Source organism: Streptomyces rishiriensis (assembly GCF_030815485.1).
In the GTDB taxonomy this organism is placed as follows: domain Bacteria; phylum Actinomycetota; class Actinomycetes; order Streptomycetales; family Streptomycetaceae; genus Streptomyces; species Streptomyces rishiriensis_A.
The window spans coordinates 5,909,225-5,927,811 of sequence record NZ_JAUSWV010000002.1; the positions used below are offsets into that span (position 1 = coordinate 5,909,225).

Below are 18,587 nucleotides of genomic sequence, written 5' to 3' on the forward strand. Positions count from 1 at the left end.
CGGCGAGGTCGTTCCTCCCCATCTGTCATCGGAACCTGAGAGGTTCGCCATGACAACCCGGGAAGGGATCGGTCATGACTTGCACCTTGGGTGGGGCCACTGGAGAGCGGCCCGCTTTTCAGATGTGCCTCGCCCGCGCGGTAACGGGGCCTGAGAGATTCAAGGGAGGGACTTGCTCCTTCGGCGCCCCAGCGAAGCTGCTGCTGAGGACTCTCCCGCGCGGATTCAAACGGCCGGTATGCAGTTGGCGCGGCCATCATTGCACGGCTCGCCCCGATCACGGCAGGCCGCATCTGTAACCGGCTTGTGTCGGTACGCGCACGAAATCGCCGGACGCGGCGCATTACCTTCTCTTTACGCTCAGTGGGGATGAGGACACCATCGGACCCCAGGGGAGGACGATCACGGTGAACAGGACGACCACGGCGAGGTCCACGGCATTCGCGACCGGCTCGGGGATCGCGCTGCCCGCGCAGCCCGTCGCCCCGGCCCGGGAGGCGTGCGGCCCGCAGCCGGCGCCCGTCGTCCGCGACCTGCGCGAGCGAGCCGGCCGCAGCCCGCACGGACTGCTCTTCGGCCCCCGTGACCTGGTCGTGGTCACCGGTCTGCCCGGCAGCGGCAAGTCCACGCTCATGCGGCGGACCGTGCAGGGCGTCCGCGTCGACTCCCAGGACACCCGGGACCGCTGGGACGCCCGCGCCCCCCGCTTCCTGCCCTACGGCCTCTACCGCCCCCTCGTCCGGCTCGCCCACTACGCCGGACTGCGCAGGGCGCTGCGCGGCGGTGCGGGCGTCGTCGTGCACGACTGCGGCACGCAGGCCTGGGTCCGTGACTGGCTGGCCCGCGAGGCCCGCCGCCGCGGCGGCGTCCTCCACCTGCTGCTGCTGGACGTCGGCGCCGACACGGCACTGGAGGGGCAGCGCGAGCGCGGTCGGGGCGTCTCCCGGTACGCGTTCCTGCGCCACCGCCACGCCGCCTCCCGTCTGGTGCGCTCGGTGGAGAAGGGCCGGCTGCCCGCAGGCTGCGGCTCGGCGGTGCTGCTCGACCGCGCGGCGGCCGACGCGCTGCGCCGCATCGGGTTCACGGGCTGAGGGCTCGGGCGCGACCCCCGGGTACCCGCTAGCCTTTCGGCCACAGCGAAGTGAGCGGTTCTCAGCAGGCGGTAGGCAGATGGATTTCCCCCCGGCGAACTTTCCGACGGACTACTCCGCGGACTTTCCGGCGCAGGCGCACCCCCATCCGCACGGCGGATGGCCCGGCAACGAGCTGGAGGAGGTGCTCTCCGTCTCCCTCGGCGTGCCGGGAGCCGGCGGCCGGATCGTCGAGGTGCTCGGACGCAGCTTCGTCTGGGTGCCGCTGCCCGGCGGCGGCGGCCCGCACAGCGGCCCTCTGGACCTGCCCACGATGGAGCTCGAGGGCCAGGTGTACGTGCCGGTCTTCAGCTCCGAGGAACAGTTCCGGCAGGTCGTGGGCTCCCACATGTCGTTCACGATCGCGCCGGCCGTGGAGTTCGCCCGGGGACTGCCCCCGCAGGTGGGCATCCTGGTGAACCCGGACGGCGTGGTCGGCATCCCGCTGCCGCCGCCCGCCGTGGCCGAGCTGTGCCGGGCGGGCCGCACCTCGCCGGACGGCACCGCGGGCGGCGGACGGGTCCGCCTCTACGAGCCCGACTGGCAGGACGAGCCGATGGACTTCCTGGCCGCGGCCTCGGCGGAGTTCGAGGCCACGGGCGTGGTCCGCACGGCCCGCCGCTGCCTGGCCGTCATCGAGACGGCGGACCCGGTGATGTTCGTGGGCGTGGAACTCTCCCACCTCGAAGGCGACCTGAGGGCCCTGCCCCTTGAGGCCCTGGGCAGGGCGCTGGGCAGGACGCCGGCCCCGTGGCCGGTCAACCTGGTCCTCCTGGACGTGGCCCAGGATCCGGTGGGCGACTGGCTGAGGGAGCGGGTCCGCCCCTTCTACACGGGGTTCCACCAGGTCTGAGGAGCAGCCCGCCTGACGGGGCGCGGGGCTGTCCTCGGCCGCGGCCCCGCCGCGGGGCGCGCCCCGCCGCACCCGACGCGCGTCCGCCGGCGCGCAGTCGGTCCCGAGCTCCCAACGGCTCGGCCGGGCAGAGCGCCTAAGCTGGACTCCAACGCGGGACGTTTTCTCGAAGGGGCGATAAAAAGTGAGCGCTGGCACTGCCGCGACCGGCTCGGTCGAGCACATGCTGCGCCAGGTCACGCCCGGGCGCTACGACGCCTACGAGGCGCTCCTGCGCGCGCTCGCGACCCCCTCGTCCGGCCAGGTCTGGATGCTGCTGTGGCACGGCCAGGCCGGCTCCCCGGACGCCCAGTACGGAAACATGGAGGTCGACGGGCACGGCTACGCGCCGTGTGTCACCTCCGCCCAGGAACTCAGCGCGAGTGGCTGGAACAGGTCGTACGAGGTGGTCGACGGGCTGGACGTGGCCCGCACCCTCTACCCCGACCACTACGGCCTCTGGCTGAACCCGCACGCCCCCGGCGGCGGGGTCGGCATTCCGTGGCTGGACCTGCGCCGTATCGCCACCGGCCTGGAGCGCCAGCCGGCCGGGCCGTTGCGGCTGTCCGAACCGGGCATCGAGATTCCGCAGTTCTACGCCCTGCTCGCGCAGAACGCCCACCGTACCCCGGCGGTCCGCGCGTTGCGCCGCGCCTGGGTGCAGCCGGCGCTGGGAGCGCCCTACCTGGCCATCGGGCTCGACGTGTACGACGCCTCGCCGCCGGCCGTGGACGCCGTACGGGCGATGATGCAGCAGTCCATCGGGGCCGTGCCGGACGGGCTGCCGGTGTCGACGGTCGCCATGACCGACGAGTACGACCCCGTCGTGATGTGGATGCGTGCCACCGCCCGGCCCTTCTACGACCGCGAGGCCCACGCCCCGGCCCCGGCCCAGGCGCCCGCGGGCGGCTACGGGTATCCGCCCACCGGACGCTACTGATCCCCGTCACGGGTCCGCCATAAAGTGGAGGCCGGACTTCTTCGCGCGTAGATGAAGGCGATTGGTCCGTTTTTCGACCGATCTGCCCCAATAGGTCACCGTCCGGGGGGCGTTACCCGCCGTCCGGATAACGGAACCCCTCTACCCGGATCACGTTTACGCATCCATTCACTGCCAAGTCTGGCTACAGATCGCCAAACCGTTGAAGACTCCGGCGTCAGGGGACTTATCCCCTGCGTATTACGGACTGATCACGCCGCTACAGCGGCAAGTGCGGGCCGGCTACCGCCGGTTGAGAGGGGTCCCTGCCAGATGACGGCACCATTGCACGAGCCGACCGCGGAAGCGGCCCCGAGCGCGGCCGAGGAAGCGTCGGTCGCCACCAGCGGCGCCAAGGCCGTTCAGGGCCGTTCCCTGGGCCGGATCGCCTGGGAGCGCCTCAAGCGGGACAAGCTCGCCCTCACGGGCGGCGTCGTCGTGCTCGTCCTGGTCGTGGTCGCGCTGCTCGCGCCGGTCATCACCGGGCTGCTCGGGCAGGACCCGAACGAGTACCACGAGAACCTCATCGACCCGCTCTTCGGTACGCCCACGGGCTCCTTGGGCGGCGTCAGCGGCGACCACCTGCTCGGCGTCGAGCCGGTCAACGGCCGCGACATCTTCGCCCGCATCCTCTACGGGGCCCGGATCTCGCTGCTGGTCGGCTTCCTGTCGGCCGTGGTCGCGGTCATCCTCGGAACGGTGCTGGGCATCCTCGCCGGCTTCTTCGGCGGCTGGGTCGACTCGCTCATCAGCCGGGTGATGGACGGCCTGCTCGCCTTCCCGCAGCTGCTGTTCATCATCGCGCTGGTCTCCGTCATGCCGAACGACCTGCTCGGCCTCTCCGGTTCGAGCGTGCGTGTCTTCGTGATGATCCTGGTCATCGGCTTCTTCGGCTGGCCCTACATCGGACGTGTGGTGCGCGGTCAGACGCTCTCGCTGCGTGAGCGCGAGTACGTCGAGGCCGCCCGATCGCTGGGCGCGGGGCGGCTGTACATCCTGTTCAAGGAACTGCTGCCCAACCTGGTCGCCCCGATCGTCGTGTACACGACGATGATGATCCCGACCAACATCCTCACCGAGGCGGCGCTCAGCTTCCTGGGCGTCGGGGTCAAGCCGCCCACCGCCTCGTGGGGGCAGATGCTCTCGAGCGCGATCGACTACTACGAGTCGGACCCGATGTACATGGTGGTCCCGGGTGTGGCGATCTTCATCACCGTGCTCGCCTTCAATCTCTTCGGCGACGGCGTACGGGACGCGCTGGACCCGAAGGCCTCCCGCTGATCCGCCCCGTCGGGGATCCGCGACCACAGCGAGCCGCGAAACCGCCGAACACACGGCGCCCCAACCGTCCCGTGGTCTTCACACGGGGTATCTCTCATCTATCCGGAGGATCCGAGATCGTGACTACCCAACGCACCTCAGGGCGGCGGAAGCAGGCATTTGCCGCTGCTGCCGCGGTCGCCGCGCTGCTGACCACTGCGGCGTGCGGCGGCGGTGGAGACGACGGCGACAAGGGCTCGAGCTCCGGCGCCGCCGGCTTCGACGCCGCGAACAACAAGATCGCCCAGGCTTCCGCCGCCAAGAAGGGCGGCACGCTGAAGTTCGGTGCCGCGCAGGACGCCGACTCGTGGGACACCACGCGTGGCTACTACGGCATGATGTGGAACTTCGCCCGCTACTACAGCCGCCAGCTCGTCACGAACAAGGCCGAGCCGGGCGCCGCGGGCGCCGAGGTCACTCCGGACCTCGCCACCGAGACCGCGAAGGTCACGGACGACGGCAAGACCTACACGTACACCCTGCGTGACGGCGTCACGTGGGAGGACGGCAAGCCGATCACGTCGAAGGACGTGAAGTACGGCATCGAGCGCGTGTGGGCGCAGGACGTGCTGTCCGGCGGTCCGACGTACCTGAAGGACGTCCTCGACCCCAAGGGCGAGTACAAGGGCCCCTACAAGGACACGTCCGCGGACAAGCTGGGTCTGAAGGCGATCGACACGCCCGACGACAAGACCATCGTCTTCCACCTCCCGCAGGCCAACTCGGACTTCGAGGAGATGCTGGCCCTGGTCTCGGCCTCGCCGGTCCGCCAGGACATGGACACCAAGTCCAAGTACGGCCTGAAGCCGTTCTCCTCGGGCCCGTACAAGTTCGCGTCCTACTCCCCGGGCAAGGACCTCAAGCTGGTCCGCAACACCTCCTGGAAGCAGGCCTCGGACCCGATCCGCAAGGCCTACCCGGACCAGATCACCATCCAGTTCTTCTCGGACGCCAACCAGCTCGACCAGCGTCTGCTGAGCGGTGACCTGGACCTGGACCTGAACCAGACCGGAATGTCGCCGCAGGGCCGCACCACCGCCCTGAAGCAGCACAAGGGCAACCTGGACAACCCGGTCTCCGGCTACGTCCGTTACGCGGTCTTCCCGCAGAGCGTCGCGCCGTTCAACAACATCGAGTGCCGCAAGGCCGTCATCCTCGGCGCCGACCACGTGTCGCTGCAGACCGCCCGCGGCGGCCCGATCGCCGGTGGTGACATCGGCACCAACATGCTGCCGCCGTCCGTCCCGGGTGCCGAGGGCCAGAAGTACGACCCGTACGAGATCTCCGGCGCCAACAAGAGCGGCAACGAGGCCAAGGCCAAGGAGGCCCTGAAGGCCTGCGGTCAGCCGAACGGCTTCAAGACCACCATCGCGGTCCGTAACAACAAGCCGGTCGAGGTGGCCACCGCCCAGTCCCTCCAGGCGTCGCTGAAGAAGATCGGCATCACCGCCGAGATCGACCAGTACGACGGCTCGCAGACCGCCGGCATCATCGGCAGCCCTTCGAACGTGAAGAAGAAGGGCTACGGCATCATCATCATGGGCTGGGGTCCGGACTTCCCGTCCGTGCAGGGCTTCGGTCTGCCGCTGTGGAGCAGCAAGTACATCGCTGAGAGCGGCAACAACAACTACGCGCTCATCAACGACAAGACGATCGACGGTCTGTTCTCCTCGTACGTCACCACCCTGGACGACGCCGGCAAGACCAAGATCGCCACGGAGATCAACCACAAGGTGATGGAGGGCGCGTACTACCTGCCCTTCGTCTTCGAGCGGTTCATCAACTGGCGCTCGGACAACCTGGCGAACGTCTACACCACCGACGGTTACAGCGGTCAGTACGACTTCGTGAACCTCGGTCTGAAGAACCCGAAGAAGTAGTCCCGGCACACCCGCCGAACGGCACGAAAGGCAGGTGAAGGCCGGCGCGGCGGATCCGCGGGTCACTGGACACAATCCGGTGGCCCGCGGTCCGCGGCGGGCCGAGAGCTGTGCTCGCTTACCTCATCAGGCGGTTGTTCGCCGCCGTAGTGATGCTCGTGGTCATCGTCATGGTGGTCTTCGGCATCTTCTTCCTCATCCCCAAGTGGGCTGGCGTAGACATCGCCTTGAGCTTCGTGGGCAAGCAGGCCGACCCTGCCGCCGTCGAGGGTGTGCGCGAGAAGCTGGGCCTGGGCGACCCGATCTACGCCCAGGTCTGGGAGTTCTTCAAGGGCATCTTCGCCGGCCGTACCTACACGGGCGGCGGCGATTCCATCCACTGCGCCGCCCCGTGCTTCGGTTACTCCTTCCGCAGTGAACAGGCCGTCTGGCCGGTGCTGACCGACCGCTTCCCGGTGACCCTGGCGCTCGCGCTCGGTGCCGCCGTGCTGTGGCTGATCTTCGGTGTCTCGGCCGGTGTGCTCTCCGCGCTCAAGCGGGGCAGCCTGTGGGACCGCGGCGCGATGGTCATCGCGCTCTCGGGCGTCTCCCTCCCGATCTACTTCACCGGCATGGTCGCCCTGTCGATCTTCGTCTACGGACTGGATCTGTTCGACGGGCAGTTCGTGCCGCTGGACGAGAGTTTCAGCGGCTGGTTCGGCGGCATGATCCTGCCGTGGGTCACCCTCGCGTTCCTGTACGCGGCCATGTACGCCCGCATCACCCGGGCCACCATGCTGGAGATCCTCGGCGAGGACTACATCCGTACCGCCCGCGCCAAGGGCCTCAAGGAACACACCGTCATCGGCAAGCACGCCATGCGCTCCACGATGACTCCGCTGCTGACCATGCTCGGCATGGACCTCGGCGCCCTCATCGGCGGTGCGATCCTGACCGAGACGGCGTTCAACCTGCCCGGCCTCGGCCAGGCGGTGCTCAACGCCATCAAGAACCAGGACCTGCCCATCATCCTGGGCGTCACCCTGATCACCTCCCTGGCGGTGCTCGTCGCCAACCTCGTGGTGGACATCCTGTACGCCGTGATCGACCCCCGAGTGAGGCTCGCATGACCGAACTCAGCAAGAGCGGAGCGGCCGTGGGCGAACCCACCCCCGCCTCGCCCGCGCCGACCGCCTTCCTCGAAGTGCGCGACCTCAAGGTGCACTTCCCGACCGACGACGGCCTGGTCAAGTCCGTCGACGGGCTCAGCTTCCAGCTGGAGAAGGGCAAGACCCTCGGCATCGTGGGCGAGTCCGGCTCCGGCAAGTCGGTGACCTCGCTCGGCATCATGGGCCTGCACACCGCCGGCCAGTACGGCAAGCGCAAGGCGCAGATCTCCGGCGAGATCTGGCTGGACGGCACCGAGCTGCTGTCCGCCGACCCCGACCACGTGCGCAAGCTGCGCGGCCGTGAGATGGCGATGATCTTCCAGGATCCGCTGTCGGCGCTGCACCCGTACTACACGATCGGTCAGCAGATCGTGGAGGCGTACCGGATCCACCACGACGTCACCAAGAAGGCCGCCAAGCGCCGCGCGGTCGAGATGCTCGACCGGGTGGGCATCCCGCAGCCGGACAAGCGGGTCGACAGCTACCCGCACGAGTTCTCCGGCGGTATGCGTCAGCGCGCGATGATCGCGATGTCGCTGGTCAACAACCCCGAGCTGCTGATCGCGGACGAGCCGACGACCGCCCTGGACGTAACCGTCCAGGCGCAGATCCTCGACCTCATCCGCGACCTCCAGAAGGAGTTCGGCTCCGCGGTCGTCGTCATCACCCACGACCTGGGTGTGGTGGCCGAACTCGCCGACGACATCCTGGTGATGTACGGCGGCCGCTGCGTCGAGCGGGGCCCGGCCGACAAGGTGTTCTACGAGCCCCGGCACCCCTACACCTGGGGCCTGCTCGGCTCGATGCCGCGGCTGGACCGTGAGCAGCAGGAGCGCCTGATCCCGGTCAAGGGCTCCCCGCCCTCGCTGATCAACATCCCGTCCGGCTGCGCCTTCAACCCGCGCTGCCCGTACGCGGACCTCCCGAAGGACAACGTCACCCGCACCGTCCGGCCCGAGCTGGCCGAGGTCGGCAGCCGGCACTGGGCCGCCTGCCACCTGGGCACGGAGCAGCGGGAGCGTATCTGGACCGAAGAGATTGCGCCGAAGCTGTGAGTGACGACGAGAAAGCGGTGAAGATCCCCGCGCAGGCCGACGGCCCGAAGGCGGAGGGCGCGACCCTCGCCAAGGACGCCGCCCCCGGCGAGGTCCTGCTGAAGGTGACCGGGCTCCAGAAGCACTTCCCGATCAAGAAGGGCCTGCTCCAGCGGCAGGTCGGGGCGGTGCACGCGGTCGACGGCATCGACTTCGAGGTCCGCTCCGGCGAGACCCTCGGCGTCGTGGGCGAGTCCGGCTGCGGCAAGTCCACGATGGGACGGCTGATCACCCGGCTGCTCGAACCGACCGCGGGCAAGGTCGAGTTCCAGGGCAAGGACATCACCCACCTCGGGGTGAGCGGCATGCGTCCGCTGCGCCGCGATGTGCAGATGATCTTCCAGGACCCGTACTCGTCGCTGAACCCGCGCCACACCATCGGCACGATCGTCGGCGCTCCCTTCAAGCTCCAGGGCGTCGAGCCCGAGGGCGGCATCAAGAAGGAAGTCCAGCGGCTGCTGTCGGTCGTGGGCCTCAACCCCGAGCACTACAACCGCTACCCGCACGAGTTCTCCGGCGGTCAGCGCCAGCGCATCGGCATCGCCCGCGCGCTCGCGCTGAACCCGAAGCTGGTCGTGGCGGACGAGCCGGTCTCGGCGCTCGACGTGTCGATCCAGGCCCAGGTCGTCAACCTGCTCGACGACCTCCAGCAGGAGCTCGGCCTCACGTACGTGATCATCGCGCACGACCTCTCGGTCGTCCGCCACGTCTCGGACCGCATCGCGGTGATGTACCTCGGCAAGATCGTGGAGCTGGCCGACCGCGACCTGCTCTACAAGTCGCCGATGCACCCGTACACCAAGGCGCTGATGTCGGCGGTGCCGATCCCGGACCCGCGGCGCAAGAACGCCAAGAGCGAGCGGATCCTGCTCAAGGGTGACGTGCCCTCGCCGATCTCGCCGCCGAGCGGCTGCCGCTTCCACACCCGGTGCTGGAAGGCGACCGAGGTCTGCAAGACCACCGAGCCGGCGCTCGTCGAGCTGCGGCCCGGCCAGCAGGTCGCCTGCCACCACCCGGAGAACTTCGAGGACCAGGCCCCGCAGGACACCGTCCTGCTGACCGTCGCCAAGGAGGCGGCGGAGCTGGTCGCCGACGAGGTGCTCGCGGAGTCGGCGGAGACGTCGGCCGCGGTGGCGGCGGAAGTGGCGGAGACGACGGCCGCGGAGGCCGCCGCACCGGCGGAGGCTGCCGAGCCGGCCGAAGCGGTTGCCGAGCCGGCCGAGGCATCGGAGCCGACCGGGGACGCCGAGGCGGCCGACGAGGTCGCGCCGGAGGCTTCCGGTGACGACACTCCGGCCAAAGAGAAGTAAGTAACACCGAGCCCCCGCCTTGCAATGTAAGGCGGGGGCTCTGTGCTGGGTGAGAATGTAGGGGTGCTCCAGCAACTTTTCAGCCCCTCCGTCCAGCACACGCTCGACCTGATCGGCATCTTCGTCTTCGCCATCTCGGGCGCGCTGCTGGCCGTCCGCAAGAACTTCGACGTGTTCGGCATCGCCATGCTCGCCGAGGTCACCGCGCTGGGCGGCGGGGTCTTCCGGGACCTGGTCATCGGGGCCGTGCCCCCGGCCGCCTTCACGGATCTGGGGTACTTCCTCACGCCGCTGCTGGCCGCCCTCCTGGTCGTCTTCCTGCACCCCCAGGTGGAGCGCATCCAGACGGGCGTCAACGTCTTCGACGCGGCCGGCCTCGGCCTCTTCTGCGTGACGGGGACGACGAAGGCGTACGACTACGGCCTCAACCTCACCGCGTCGGCCGCGCTGGGTCTCGCCACCGCCGTGGGCGGCGGTGTGCTGCGCGACGTGCTGGCCAACGAGGTGCCCTCGCTGCTGCGCTGGGACCGCGACCTGTACGCGGTCCCGGCGATCGTCGGCGCCACCATGGTGGTGCTCTGCATCCACTACGACGTGCTCACGCCGCTGGCCAGCGGGGTGGCCGCGGTCACGGCCTTCGTGCTGCGGCTGCTCGCGATGCGGTTCCACTGGCGAGCGCCGCGTGCTTGGAACCGGCGCTCGACGGTGCGCGAGGAGCAGTCTCCCGCACCTTCTCGTCACGGCTGACCGGGCGCTGGTCCAGCTGGGTGGTCAGCCAGCGGAACGCCGGCACGACCTGCGGTCGCCACAGCGCCATGGTGTGGCCGCCCGCGCCTGCCGGGATGTAGACGACCTGCACGGCCGTCGGCGCCTTGGCCGCCTGCCGCAGGGCCAGGGCCGCCTCGTAGCCGTCTTTCGGCTGGCCGGAGAGGTAGAGAGCCACGGGCGGCGGCACGGTGGCCCTGCGGAGCAGCGCATACGGGTTGTTGGCCCGGCGCAGGGCGGGGCTCTGCGCGGCGAGGGAGTGGGGCTCGACGATCGGGTCGCTGTACCCGGACAGGCTCACCGCGGCCCGGTAGCGGTCCGGGTGGGCGACGGCGAGCTTGGCCGCGCAGTGGCCCCCGGCGGAGTACCCGGCGACCGCCCAGCCCCTGGGCGCGGGCTGGGCCCGGAAGTTGTCCTTGACCATCTTCGGTACGTCGATGCTGAGCCAGCTGTCGGCGTTGACGGTGCCCGGGACGTTGGCGCACCCGGTGTCCACGCCCGGCAGCAGTGTGGTGCGCGGCGCGACCAGGATGAACGGGGCGACCTTGCCCGCGCGCATCAGCGGTGCCAGTTGCTCGTGCACGTGCAGCGTCCCGTACCAGGACTTCGCGGAGCCCGGGTAGCCCGGCAGCAGCTCCACCACGGGGAAGGCGCGGTGCGCGTAGGCGGGCTCGTCGTACTGCGGGGGCAGCCAGACGTAGACCTCGGCGTTGACGCCGGAGACCCGGCCCTCGAGCTGGGTGACGCGCACCCCGCCCGCCGCGCGCATGCCAGGCCCCTCGGCCTGCTCGAACGTCTGTCGGACCTTGGGCAGCCGGTCCAGCGCGATACCGCCGGTGCCGTCGGCGCCCAGGTCGGCGGCCTGCTGCACATGGGTGCCGGTGCCCAACAGGTCGTCCCAGGTGTCGTACAGGCCGTTGGCGTTGTTGACCAGGACGAAGACCAGGGCCACGGCCGTGCCCTGGGCGAACAGCAGCATCACCATCCGGGCCGCGGCGCGCAGGACCCGCGGTCCGCGCAGCCGCGACCACATCAGCAGCGGCAGCGCGACGGCGGCCACGGACAGTGCGATCAAGGTGTAGAGGAACGGAGTCCCGGTGAGGCTCATGTCCTTGCAGAGGGGAAACCGGGCGTCAAGGTTACGGACGAGTTCGGACACTTACCAAGAAATTGCCGACCGCTCACCGGAACCGGTCGCCGCTGAGCTCCGAAGCGGTCATGAGTGGGCTCGAAGCGCTCATCGGGCACGATGCCGCCGCAGCGTCCAAAGCTACCGCTTAGTAATGCACTGTTGTACGGTTCAGACATGCCAGAAGCAGCTACCGCGGCGGCCGCGCCGGCCTCCACCGCCTTCGTCACGGACTCCACCGGAGACGGCGGGTTCGCGTTCGAGTTCGACCGCGACACCGCGCTCACCCGACGCGCGCCGGGCGTCTACGACATCGACCTCTCGGCCGGCTGGACGATCATCAGTGCCGTCAACGGCGGCTATCTTCTCGCCGTCCTCGGCCGCGCGCTCGCGGACGCCCTGCCGCACCGGGACCCGTTCACGATCTCGGCGCACTATCTGACGGCGTCCCAGCCCGGCCCGGCGGTCGTCCGCACGGACGTCGTGCGCACCGGCCGCACCCTCTCCACCGGCCAGGCCTCGCTCTTCCAGTACGACGAGAACGGCGCCGAGATCGAGCGGATCCGCGTCCTCGCCTCCTACGGCGATCTGGACGCCCTGCCGGACGACGTCCGTACGACGGCGAAGCCGCCCGCGATCCCGCCGATCGACCAGTGCTTCGGCCCCGAGGACGGACCGGCGCCCGTCGACGGCAGCTCCGCGATCGCCGACCGGCTGATGCTCAAGCTCGACCCCTCGACCCTCGGCTGGGCGCTCGGACAGCCGTCCGGCAAGGGCGAGATGCGGGCCTGGTTCGGCCTGAAGGACGGCCGTGACCCCGACCCGCTCTCCCTCCTCCTCGCGGTGGACGCCCTGCCGCCCACCGCCTTCGAGATCGGATTGCGCGGCTGGGTCCCCACGGTCGAGCTGACGGTCCACGTCCGCTGCCGGCCGGCTCCGGGCCCGCTGCGCGTCTCCATCACCACCCGCAACCTCGCGGGCGGCTTCCTGGAGGAGGACGCCGAGGTCTGGGACAGCGCGGACCGACTGGTCGCGCAGTCGAGGCAGTTGGCGCGGGTCAGGCTCGGCTGACCCCGGGGCGCGGGGGGCTTCCGTCACGAAGCCGTACCAGCGCGCCGACGGTTCGTGAACCGAACTCCCAGGTCAGCGCCGTTTGTTGAGATGTGCTTTACCTGATTGACAGGAGAGGGACAGAGGGACCCCAAGGAAGGCCTAAGCGCCGTTGGTTGAGTGACGGTCTCAGGTTGTCCTCATCTTCTCCGGAGCTGTTTCTCATGAAGCGTGCGCTGATGCCCGTCCGTCTCGTCCCCGCGGTGGCGCTGCTGGCGCTCTCGCCCCTCGCCCTGGTGGCCTGCGGCTCGGGCGACTCCTCCTCCAGCAGCGGGACGTCCGCCCAGCAGAGCTGTCAGCCGCCGTCCGGCAACCCCTCGGGCATGCCGAGCGGCGCTCCCTCGGGGGCCCCGTCGGGTGCGCCGACCGGTGCCGCCTCGGGGCGGCCGACGGGCACGCCCACCGGCACGCCCACCGGTGTCCCGTCGGGCATGCCGAGCGGCGGTCCCGGGGGAGGCGGTCAGGGTGGCCCCGGCGGCGGCCGGGGCGGCGGTTGCGGCGGCCCGGGCGCAGGCCAGGGGCAGCAGGCCCAGCAGCAGGGCTGACGGCGTTTCACTCGCAGGGGCGGCGCACCCGGGAAGGGGTGTGCCGCCCCTGCGGCGTACGGGTGTGCCGCGCGGTTGTCAGTCCAGCCGGTGCCGGCGTCCCGCGCGGCTGTCAGTCCAGCCAGTGCCGGCGGCCGATGCTGATGAGCCGCATCTGGCGGGCGGCGAGCCGGCTGACCCGCTCCCGGTCCTCCGGCGAGGACTCCAGCGCCTCCAGGAACAGCGAGGCGGTGACGAGCATCTGGTCGACGTAGAGGTGCGAGAGCATCAGCAGGTCGTCCTCGCTCCAGCCCTCGGCCACGGCGTCCTTGGCCAGTTCGGTCCTCACCTCCTCGGCGAAGCGGGCCAGTTGGTCCCGGATCGCCTCCCGCACCGGCTGAACCCCGCCATGTCGCTCACGGGCGATAAAGCGGACGGGGGCGGGGTACGCGTCCACATGACCGGCGATCAACTCCACAGCGCGCGTGATGCGTTCCTCGCTCGTGTCGGCCGCGGTCACGGTGGTGCGGATCATCGGGTGCAGGCTGCCCAGCGCCTCCTCGACCAGAGCCACGCCCAGATCGGCGGTGGAGCGGAAGTGGCGGTAGAAGGCGGTCGGGGCGACCCCGACGGCGCGGGTGACCTCCCGCAGTCCCAGGCTGCTCAGGCTCTGCTCCTCCAGCAGCACCAACGCCGCGTCCATGAGCGCCTGCCGGGTCTTCTGCTTCTGGGCCTGCCTGATGCCGAGGGTGTGACTCATGTCATCCAGTTAACAACTGTTCTCTGGAATTGGAAAGCCGGGGAACCCGCTAGACTCGGAAGTCAGTGAACACCTGTAACTACAACTGTTCACCCAAACTTTACGGAGGGGGATCCGTTCCCATGCTGTTCCTCGTCGCGGCCCTGCTGCTGTTCGGTGTCGTCATGGGCACCGTGGCCCACGCGCCGTTCGCCTTCACCCTCGTCGCCGCCGCCGTGATCGCCGCCTGGCTCGGTGTCTTCGCGCTCCGCGAGCGCCACGGCCGCCGTCGGCACACCTCGACCCACTGACCCGTCGCACCTTCCTCGACAGGAGCTGACCAGCCATGCAACTCACCGCACCGGCCACCCGCCGCACCGGCATCCGGGACACCGACGGCATGGCCGTCGCGTCCTTCGTCCTAGGCCTCCTCGGCCTGCTCGTCCTCAACGTCTTCCTCGGTCCGATCGCCATCGTCCTGGCGTCGGTCGCCCTCTGGCGCGGTACGGCCCGCCGCGGGCGCGCCTTCCTCGGACTGGGTCTGGGCATCGCCGACCTCGTGGTCCTGGTGGCGTTCATGCAGGCGGATTCGACGGTTTCCTGGAGCTTCTGACCGCCCGGCCCACCTGGCAGCGAGCCGTGCCGGCCGGTCCCCGTAGAATCGGGGCCACCATGGCATACCTCGACCACGCCGCGACCACGCCGATGCTTCCCGAGGCGGTCGAGGCACTCACCGCGCACCTGGGCGTCACCGGCAACGCCTCCTCCCTCCACGCGGCCGGCCGGCAGGCCCGTCGCACGGTCGAGGAAGCCCGGGAGGCCCTCGCGGACGCGCTCGGCGCCCGTCCCAGCGAGGTCGTCCTCACCTCCGGCGGCACCGAGGCCGACAACCTCGCGGTCAAGGGCCTGTACTGGTCCCGCCGCGACACGGACCCGGCCCGCACCCGCGTCCTGGCCAGCCCGGTCGAACACCACGCGGTCCTCGACGCCGTGCACTGGCTCGGCGAGCACGAGGGCGCCACGGTCGAGTACCTGCCGGTCGACTCCTACGGGCGGGTCCACCCCGAAGCGCTGCGCGAAGCCATCGCCCGCGACCCCCACGACGTGGCCCTGGCCACCGTGATGTGGGCGAACAACGAGATCGGCACGATTCTGCCGGTCCGTGAACTGGCGGACGTGGCAGCCGAGTTCGACGTCCCGCTGCACGCCGACGCCGTCCAGGCCTTCGGTCAGGTCCCCGTCGACTTCACCGCCTCCGGGCTCGCCGCGATGACCGTCTCCGGCCACAAGATCGGCGGCCCGTACGGCATCGGCGCCCTCCTCCTCGGCCGCGAGTACACCCCCGTCCCGGTCCTGCACGGCGGCGGCCAGGAGCGCCATGTCCGCTCCGGCACCCTCGACGTCCCCGCCATCGCCTCCTTCGCGGTCGCCGGACGCCTGGCCGCCGAGCAGCGCGAGTGGTTCGCCCGCGAGATCGGCGCCCTGCGCGACGCGCTGATCGACGCGGTCCGCTCGGCGGTCCCCGACGCCGTCCTCGGCGGTGACCCGGTGGACCGGCTCCCGGCCAACGCCCACTTCACCTTCCCGGGCTGTGAGGGGGACTCCCTGCTGCTGCTGCTCGACGCCCAGGGCATCGAGTGCTCCACCGGCTCCGCCTGCACCGCGGGCGTCGCCCAGCCCAGCCATGTCCTGCTGGCCACCGGCACCGACCCCGACCTGGCCCGCGGCACCCTGCGCTTCTCCCTCGGCCACACCTCCACCGAGGCCGACGTCGAGGCGGTCGCCAAGGCCATCGGCCCGGCGGTGGAGCGGGCACGCGCCGCCGGACTCACCTGAGGCCGACGGTCGGGACGGTGCCGAAGGCGGCCCCGAGCGAGTGCGACCCGTGTCACGTGGGCGGCGCTCAGGACGCCGCGGCCCGCGCCTCCCGTACGAGCCGCAGATACCGGTCCCAGTCCCAGTGCTCGCCCGGGTCGGTGTGATCCGTGCCCGGCACCTCCACATGCCCGATGACGTGCTCGCGGTCGACGGCTATGTCGTACCGCCGGCAGATCGCGGCGGTCAGCCGGGCGGAGGCGGCGTACATCGCGTCGGTGAAGTCCTGCGGCCGGTCCACGAAGCCCTCGTGCTCGATGCCGACACTGCGCTCGTTGTACGCGCGGTTGCCCGCGTGGTACGCGACGTCCAGTTCCCGGATCATCTGCGTGACGCGCCCGTCCTTGCCGACGATGTAGTGCGCGGCGGCCCGGTGCCCCGGGTCCTCGAACGCCTTCACCGCGCTGTCGAGATCGCCCTGGGTGACATGGACGACGACCATGTCGATCCCGTAGTCGTCCGGCCGGTCCGCCCAGCGGAAGTTCGCCTCCGACGCCGCCACCCACCGGGCGCCCAGGAAGTCCACGGCGCCCTCCACCCGCTGCTTGCGCACGCCCGGCAGCCGCCAGTACAGCCGCGCCAGCTCGTCGCGCGCCAGCACGCCCGTGCCGACGGCGGCCGCCGCCCCGCCGATCAGCAGGGCGCGCCGCCCGATCCGCCGGTCGGAGTCCCTCTTGCCGTCCCCCATGCCCGTGCCTTTCCTCGCCCCTTGTGATCGTCAACGGATACTCGCGGGCTCCGGTTCCCGAGGACCCGTACCCTGGAAGGGTTATGACTGAGACCTCGCAGCGCTCCCGCCCCCTTCGCGTACTCGCCGCCATGTCCGGCGGCGTCGACTCCGCCGTCGCCGCCGCCCGCGCCGCCGAAGCCGGCCACGACGTGACCGGCGTCCACCTCGCGCTCTCCGCGAACCCGCAGTCGTTCCGCACCGGCGCCCGAGGCTGTTGCACCATCGAGGACTCGCGCGACGCCCGCCGCGCGGCCGACGTGATCGGGATCCCGTTCTACGTCTGGGACCTCGCCGACCGTTTCCGCGAGGACGTCGTCGACGACTTCGTCGCCGAGTACGAGGCCGGCCGCACCCCCAACCCCTGTCTGCGCTGCAACGAGAAGATCAAGTTCGCCGCGCTGCTCGACAAGGCGCTCGCCCTGGGCTTCGACGCGGTGTGCACCGGCCACTACGCGAAGGTGCTGGTCCGCGAGGACGGCACACGCGAACTGCACCGCGCCTCCGACATGGCCAAGGACCAGTCGTACGTGCTCGGTGTCCTCGACGACCGGCAGCTCGCCCACGCGCTCTTCCCCCTCGGCGACACGGTGACGACGAAGGACGAGATCCGCGCGGAGGCCGAGCGGCGGGGCCTGGCGGTCGCCAAGAAGCCCGACTCCCACGACATCTGCTTCATCGCCGACGGCGACACCCAGGGCTTCCTCGCGAACCGCCTGGGCAAGGCGGAGGGCGACATCGTCGACGAGTCCGGCGCGAAGGTCGGCACCCACGAGGGTGCGTACGGCTTCACCATCGGCCAGCGCAAGGGCCTGCGCATCGGCACCCCGGCCGCCGACGGCAAGCCGCGCTACGTCCTCGACATCTCCCCGGTGAACAACACCGTGACGGTCGGCCCGGCCGCCTCCCTCGACGTCGCCGCCCTGACCGCGATCAGGCCCCGCTGGTGCGGCGCCGCCCCGACCGGCCCCGGCACCTACACGGCCCAGCTGCGCGCCCACGGCGGTGAGACCGAGGTGACCGCCGAACTGGTCGACGGCCACCTGGAGGTCACCTTCACGGAGCCCGTCCGGGGAGTGGCCCCGGGGCAGGCGATCGTGCTGTACGACGACACGCGCGTGGTGGGCTCGGCGACGATCGCGGCCACCGTGCGGGCGACGGCCGGGGCGGTCTGACCGTCAGCCGCGCGTCCCGAGGAACTCCGCCAGCACCGGCGCGAGGACGCTCGGGTCCACCATGTGGCTCTGACCCTCGAGCACGCGGTACGCGCCGTCCGGCACCGCGTCCGCGACGGCACGCGTGGCCTCGCGCAGCCACGGCGGACTGGCCTCGCCCGCCATGGCGAGCACCGGGACGCCGACCGAGGCCAGCCGCTCCCGGGGCGGGGCGCCGCCGCGCATGACGGCGTCGTCGTAGGCGAGGGTCGGGGCGATGGCCTCCATCCCCTCCCACATCGGCGACCGGCGGGCGCCCTGGATCATCTCCTCGGCGAGCCCCGTCAGCCGCAGGAACAGCTCGACGGCGTCCCCGCGCCGCCCCTGCGCGAGCGCCTCGGTGAGGTTCGCGGTGTAGGCGGCGCGTCCCCGCACGTCCTCCTCGTCCAGGGCGTACGGCGTCTCGTACACGGCGACCCGCCGCACCGGCAGCCCGGCGGCGGCCGCCTCCAGCACCAGCGCGCCGCCGGAGGAGATGCCGTACAGCGCCGCCTCGCCGCCTGCCGCGTCGATGAGGGCCGCCAGGTCCTCGACCTCGCGTTCCACCGCGTAGGGCGCCGTGTCGCCGCTCTCACCACGGCCCCGGCGGTCGTACCGCAGGACCGTGCAGCGGTCCGCGAGCAAGCCGGCCAGGGGCGTCATGGTGCCGCCCGTGGACATCGCCCCGCTCACCAGGATGACCGCGGGCCCCTCGCCCGCGCGTGCGTACGCGAGTTCGGTGCCGTCGCGCGAAATAATCTTCTTGTCCATG

Annotated in this window: 19 protein-coding genes and 2 riboswitches; of the genes, 15 read left to right on the plus strand and 4 right to left on the minus strand. The window is 70.7% G+C overall.

What is annotated here, in order from left to right; all coding sequences use genetic code 11:
• Positions 1 to 12 precede the first annotated feature (12 nt).
• Positions 13 to 128, minus strand: a riboswitch (glycine riboswitch).
• Positions 129 to 228: riboswitch (glycine riboswitch) on the minus strand.
• A gap of 179 nt (positions 229 to 407) precedes the next feature.
• The 9 genes from QF030_RS28900 (at position 408) to QF030_RS28940 (ending at position 10,500) form a co-directional block, all read left to right on the plus strand.
• The gene (locus QF030_RS28900; protein WP_373428823.1) at positions 408 to 1,091 is read left to right on the plus strand and encodes an AAA family ATPase; all 684 of its coding nucleotides are present in this window, start codon (positions 408 to 410) and stop codon (positions 1,089 to 1,091) included.
• A gap of 79 nt (positions 1,092 to 1,170) precedes the next feature.
• Positions 1,171 to 1,983, plus strand: coding sequence for an enhanced serine sensitivity protein SseB (locus QF030_RS28905; protein WP_307165515.1), 813 nt, complete (start codon positions 1,171 to 1,173; stop codon positions 1,981 to 1,983).
• 223 nt (positions 1,984 to 2,206) lie between these two features.
• Positions 2,207 to 2,962 carry an enhanced serine sensitivity protein SseB C-terminal domain-containing protein gene (locus QF030_RS28910; protein ID WP_307167730.1) on the plus strand — a complete coding sequence of 252 codons (756 nt, stop codon included), beginning with the start codon at positions 2,207 to 2,209 and terminating at the stop codon, positions 2,960 to 2,962.
• A gap of 312 nt (positions 2,963 to 3,274) precedes the next feature.
• Positions 3,275 to 4,282 (plus strand): ABC transporter permease, encoded by a 1,008-nt coding sequence (locus QF030_RS28915; RefSeq protein WP_307165516.1) that lies wholly within the window; start codon positions 3,275 to 3,277, stop codon positions 4,280 to 4,282.
• 119 nt (positions 4,283 to 4,401) lie between these two features.
• Positions 4,402 to 6,201: an ABC transporter substrate-binding protein gene (locus tag QF030_RS28920; protein ID WP_307165517.1), complete on the plus strand. Its 1,800-nt coding sequence runs from the start codon at positions 4,402 to 4,404 to the stop codon at positions 6,199 to 6,201.
• Between the two features lie 110 nt (positions 6,202 to 6,311).
• Positions 6,312 to 7,310, plus strand: coding sequence for an ABC transporter permease (locus tag QF030_RS28925; RefSeq protein ID WP_307165518.1), 999 nt, complete (start codon positions 6,312 to 6,314; stop codon positions 7,308 to 7,310).
• Positions 7,307 to 8,404 carry an ABC transporter ATP-binding protein gene (locus QF030_RS28930; protein ID WP_307165519.1) on the plus strand — a complete coding sequence of 366 codons (1,098 nt, stop codon included), beginning with the start codon at positions 7,307 to 7,309 and terminating at the stop codon, positions 8,402 to 8,404. Before QF030_RS28925 ends, QF030_RS28930 begins: the two co-directional genes overlap by 4 nt.
• Complete coding sequence (locus QF030_RS28935; RefSeq protein ID WP_307165520.1) at positions 8,401 to 9,753, plus strand: ABC transporter ATP-binding protein; 1,353 nt, start codon at positions 8,401 to 8,403, stop codon at positions 9,751 to 9,753. Before QF030_RS28930 ends, QF030_RS28935 begins: the two co-directional genes overlap by 4 nt.
• 63 nt (positions 9,754 to 9,816) lie before the next feature.
• Positions 9,817 to 10,500, plus strand: a complete 684-nt coding sequence (locus tag QF030_RS28940) for a trimeric intracellular cation channel family protein (protein WP_307165521.1) — start codon at positions 9,817 to 9,819, stop codon at positions 10,498 to 10,500.
• Here the strand turns inward: QF030_RS28940 and QF030_RS28945 are convergent.
• Positions 10,382 to 11,626, minus strand: coding sequence for an alpha/beta hydrolase (locus QF030_RS28945; RefSeq protein WP_307165522.1), 1,245 nt, complete (start codon positions 11,624 to 11,626; stop codon positions 10,382 to 10,384). The genes QF030_RS28940 and QF030_RS28945 overlap by 119 nt on opposite strands.
• A 198-nt stretch (positions 11,627 to 11,824) precedes the next feature.
• Here QF030_RS28945 and QF030_RS28950 point away from each other — a divergent pair, with 198 nt between their 5' ends.
• Positions 11,825 to 12,718, plus strand: coding sequence for a thioesterase family protein (locus tag QF030_RS28950; protein WP_307165523.1), 894 nt, complete (start codon positions 11,825 to 11,827; stop codon positions 12,716 to 12,718).
• 203 nt (positions 12,719 to 12,921) lie between these two features.
• Positions 12,922 to 13,302, plus strand: a complete 381-nt coding sequence (locus tag QF030_RS28955) for a hypothetical protein (protein ID WP_307165524.1) — start codon at positions 12,922 to 12,924, stop codon at positions 13,300 to 13,302.
• Positions 13,303 to 13,414: 112 nt separating this feature from the next.
• Here the strand turns inward: QF030_RS28955 and QF030_RS28960 are convergent, their stop codons facing one another.
• Positions 13,415 to 14,041 carry a TetR family transcriptional regulator gene (locus QF030_RS28960; RefSeq protein ID WP_307165525.1) on the minus strand — a complete coding sequence of 209 codons (627 nt, stop codon included), beginning with the start codon at positions 14,039 to 14,041 and terminating at the stop codon, positions 13,415 to 13,417.
• A 122-nt stretch (positions 14,042 to 14,163) separates the two neighbouring features.
• On the opposite strand from QF030_RS28960, the gene QF030_RS28965 reads away from it, so the two are divergent.
• From QF030_RS28965 to QF030_RS28975, 3 genes are read left to right on the plus strand one after another with little or no spacing between them, the layout of a single operon-like run.
• On the plus strand, positions 14,164 to 14,331 hold the full coding sequence (locus QF030_RS28965) for a hypothetical protein (protein WP_199824938.1): 168 nt from the start codon (positions 14,164 to 14,166) through the stop codon (positions 14,329 to 14,331).
• 35 nt (positions 14,332 to 14,366) lie between these two features.
• Positions 14,367 to 14,633 carry a DUF4190 domain-containing protein gene (locus tag QF030_RS28970; protein ID WP_307165526.1) on the plus strand — a complete coding sequence of 89 codons (267 nt, stop codon included), beginning with the start codon at positions 14,367 to 14,369 and terminating at the stop codon, positions 14,631 to 14,633.
• A gap of 59 nt (positions 14,634 to 14,692) precedes the next feature.
• Positions 14,693 to 15,856 carry a cysteine desulfurase family protein gene (locus QF030_RS28975; RefSeq protein ID WP_307165527.1) on the plus strand — a complete coding sequence of 388 codons (1,164 nt, stop codon included), beginning with the start codon at positions 14,693 to 14,695 and terminating at the stop codon, positions 15,854 to 15,856.
• 67 nt (positions 15,857 to 15,923) lie between these two features.
• Here QF030_RS28975 and QF030_RS28980 read toward each other — a convergent pair whose 3' ends face one another.
• Positions 15,924 to 16,583 (minus strand): N-acetylmuramoyl-L-alanine amidase, encoded by a 660-nt coding sequence (locus QF030_RS28980; protein WP_307165528.1) that lies wholly within the window; start codon positions 16,581 to 16,583, stop codon positions 15,924 to 15,926.
• Between the two features lie 83 nt (positions 16,584 to 16,666).
• On the opposite strand from QF030_RS28980, the gene mnmA reads away from it, so the two are divergent.
• Positions 16,667 to 17,797, plus strand: a complete 1,131-nt coding sequence (gene mnmA, locus QF030_RS28985) for a tRNA 2-thiouridine(34) synthase MnmA (RefSeq protein ID WP_307165529.1) — start codon at positions 16,667 to 16,669, stop codon at positions 17,795 to 17,797.
• A gap of 3 nt (positions 17,798 to 17,800) precedes the next feature.
• Here mnmA and QF030_RS28990 read toward each other — a convergent pair whose 3' ends face one another.
• Entirely contained in the window at positions 17,801 to 18,586 is a 786-nt protein-coding gene (locus tag QF030_RS28990) for an alpha/beta fold hydrolase (protein ID WP_307165530.1), read from the minus strand.
• Position 18,587 lies beyond the last annotated feature (1 nt).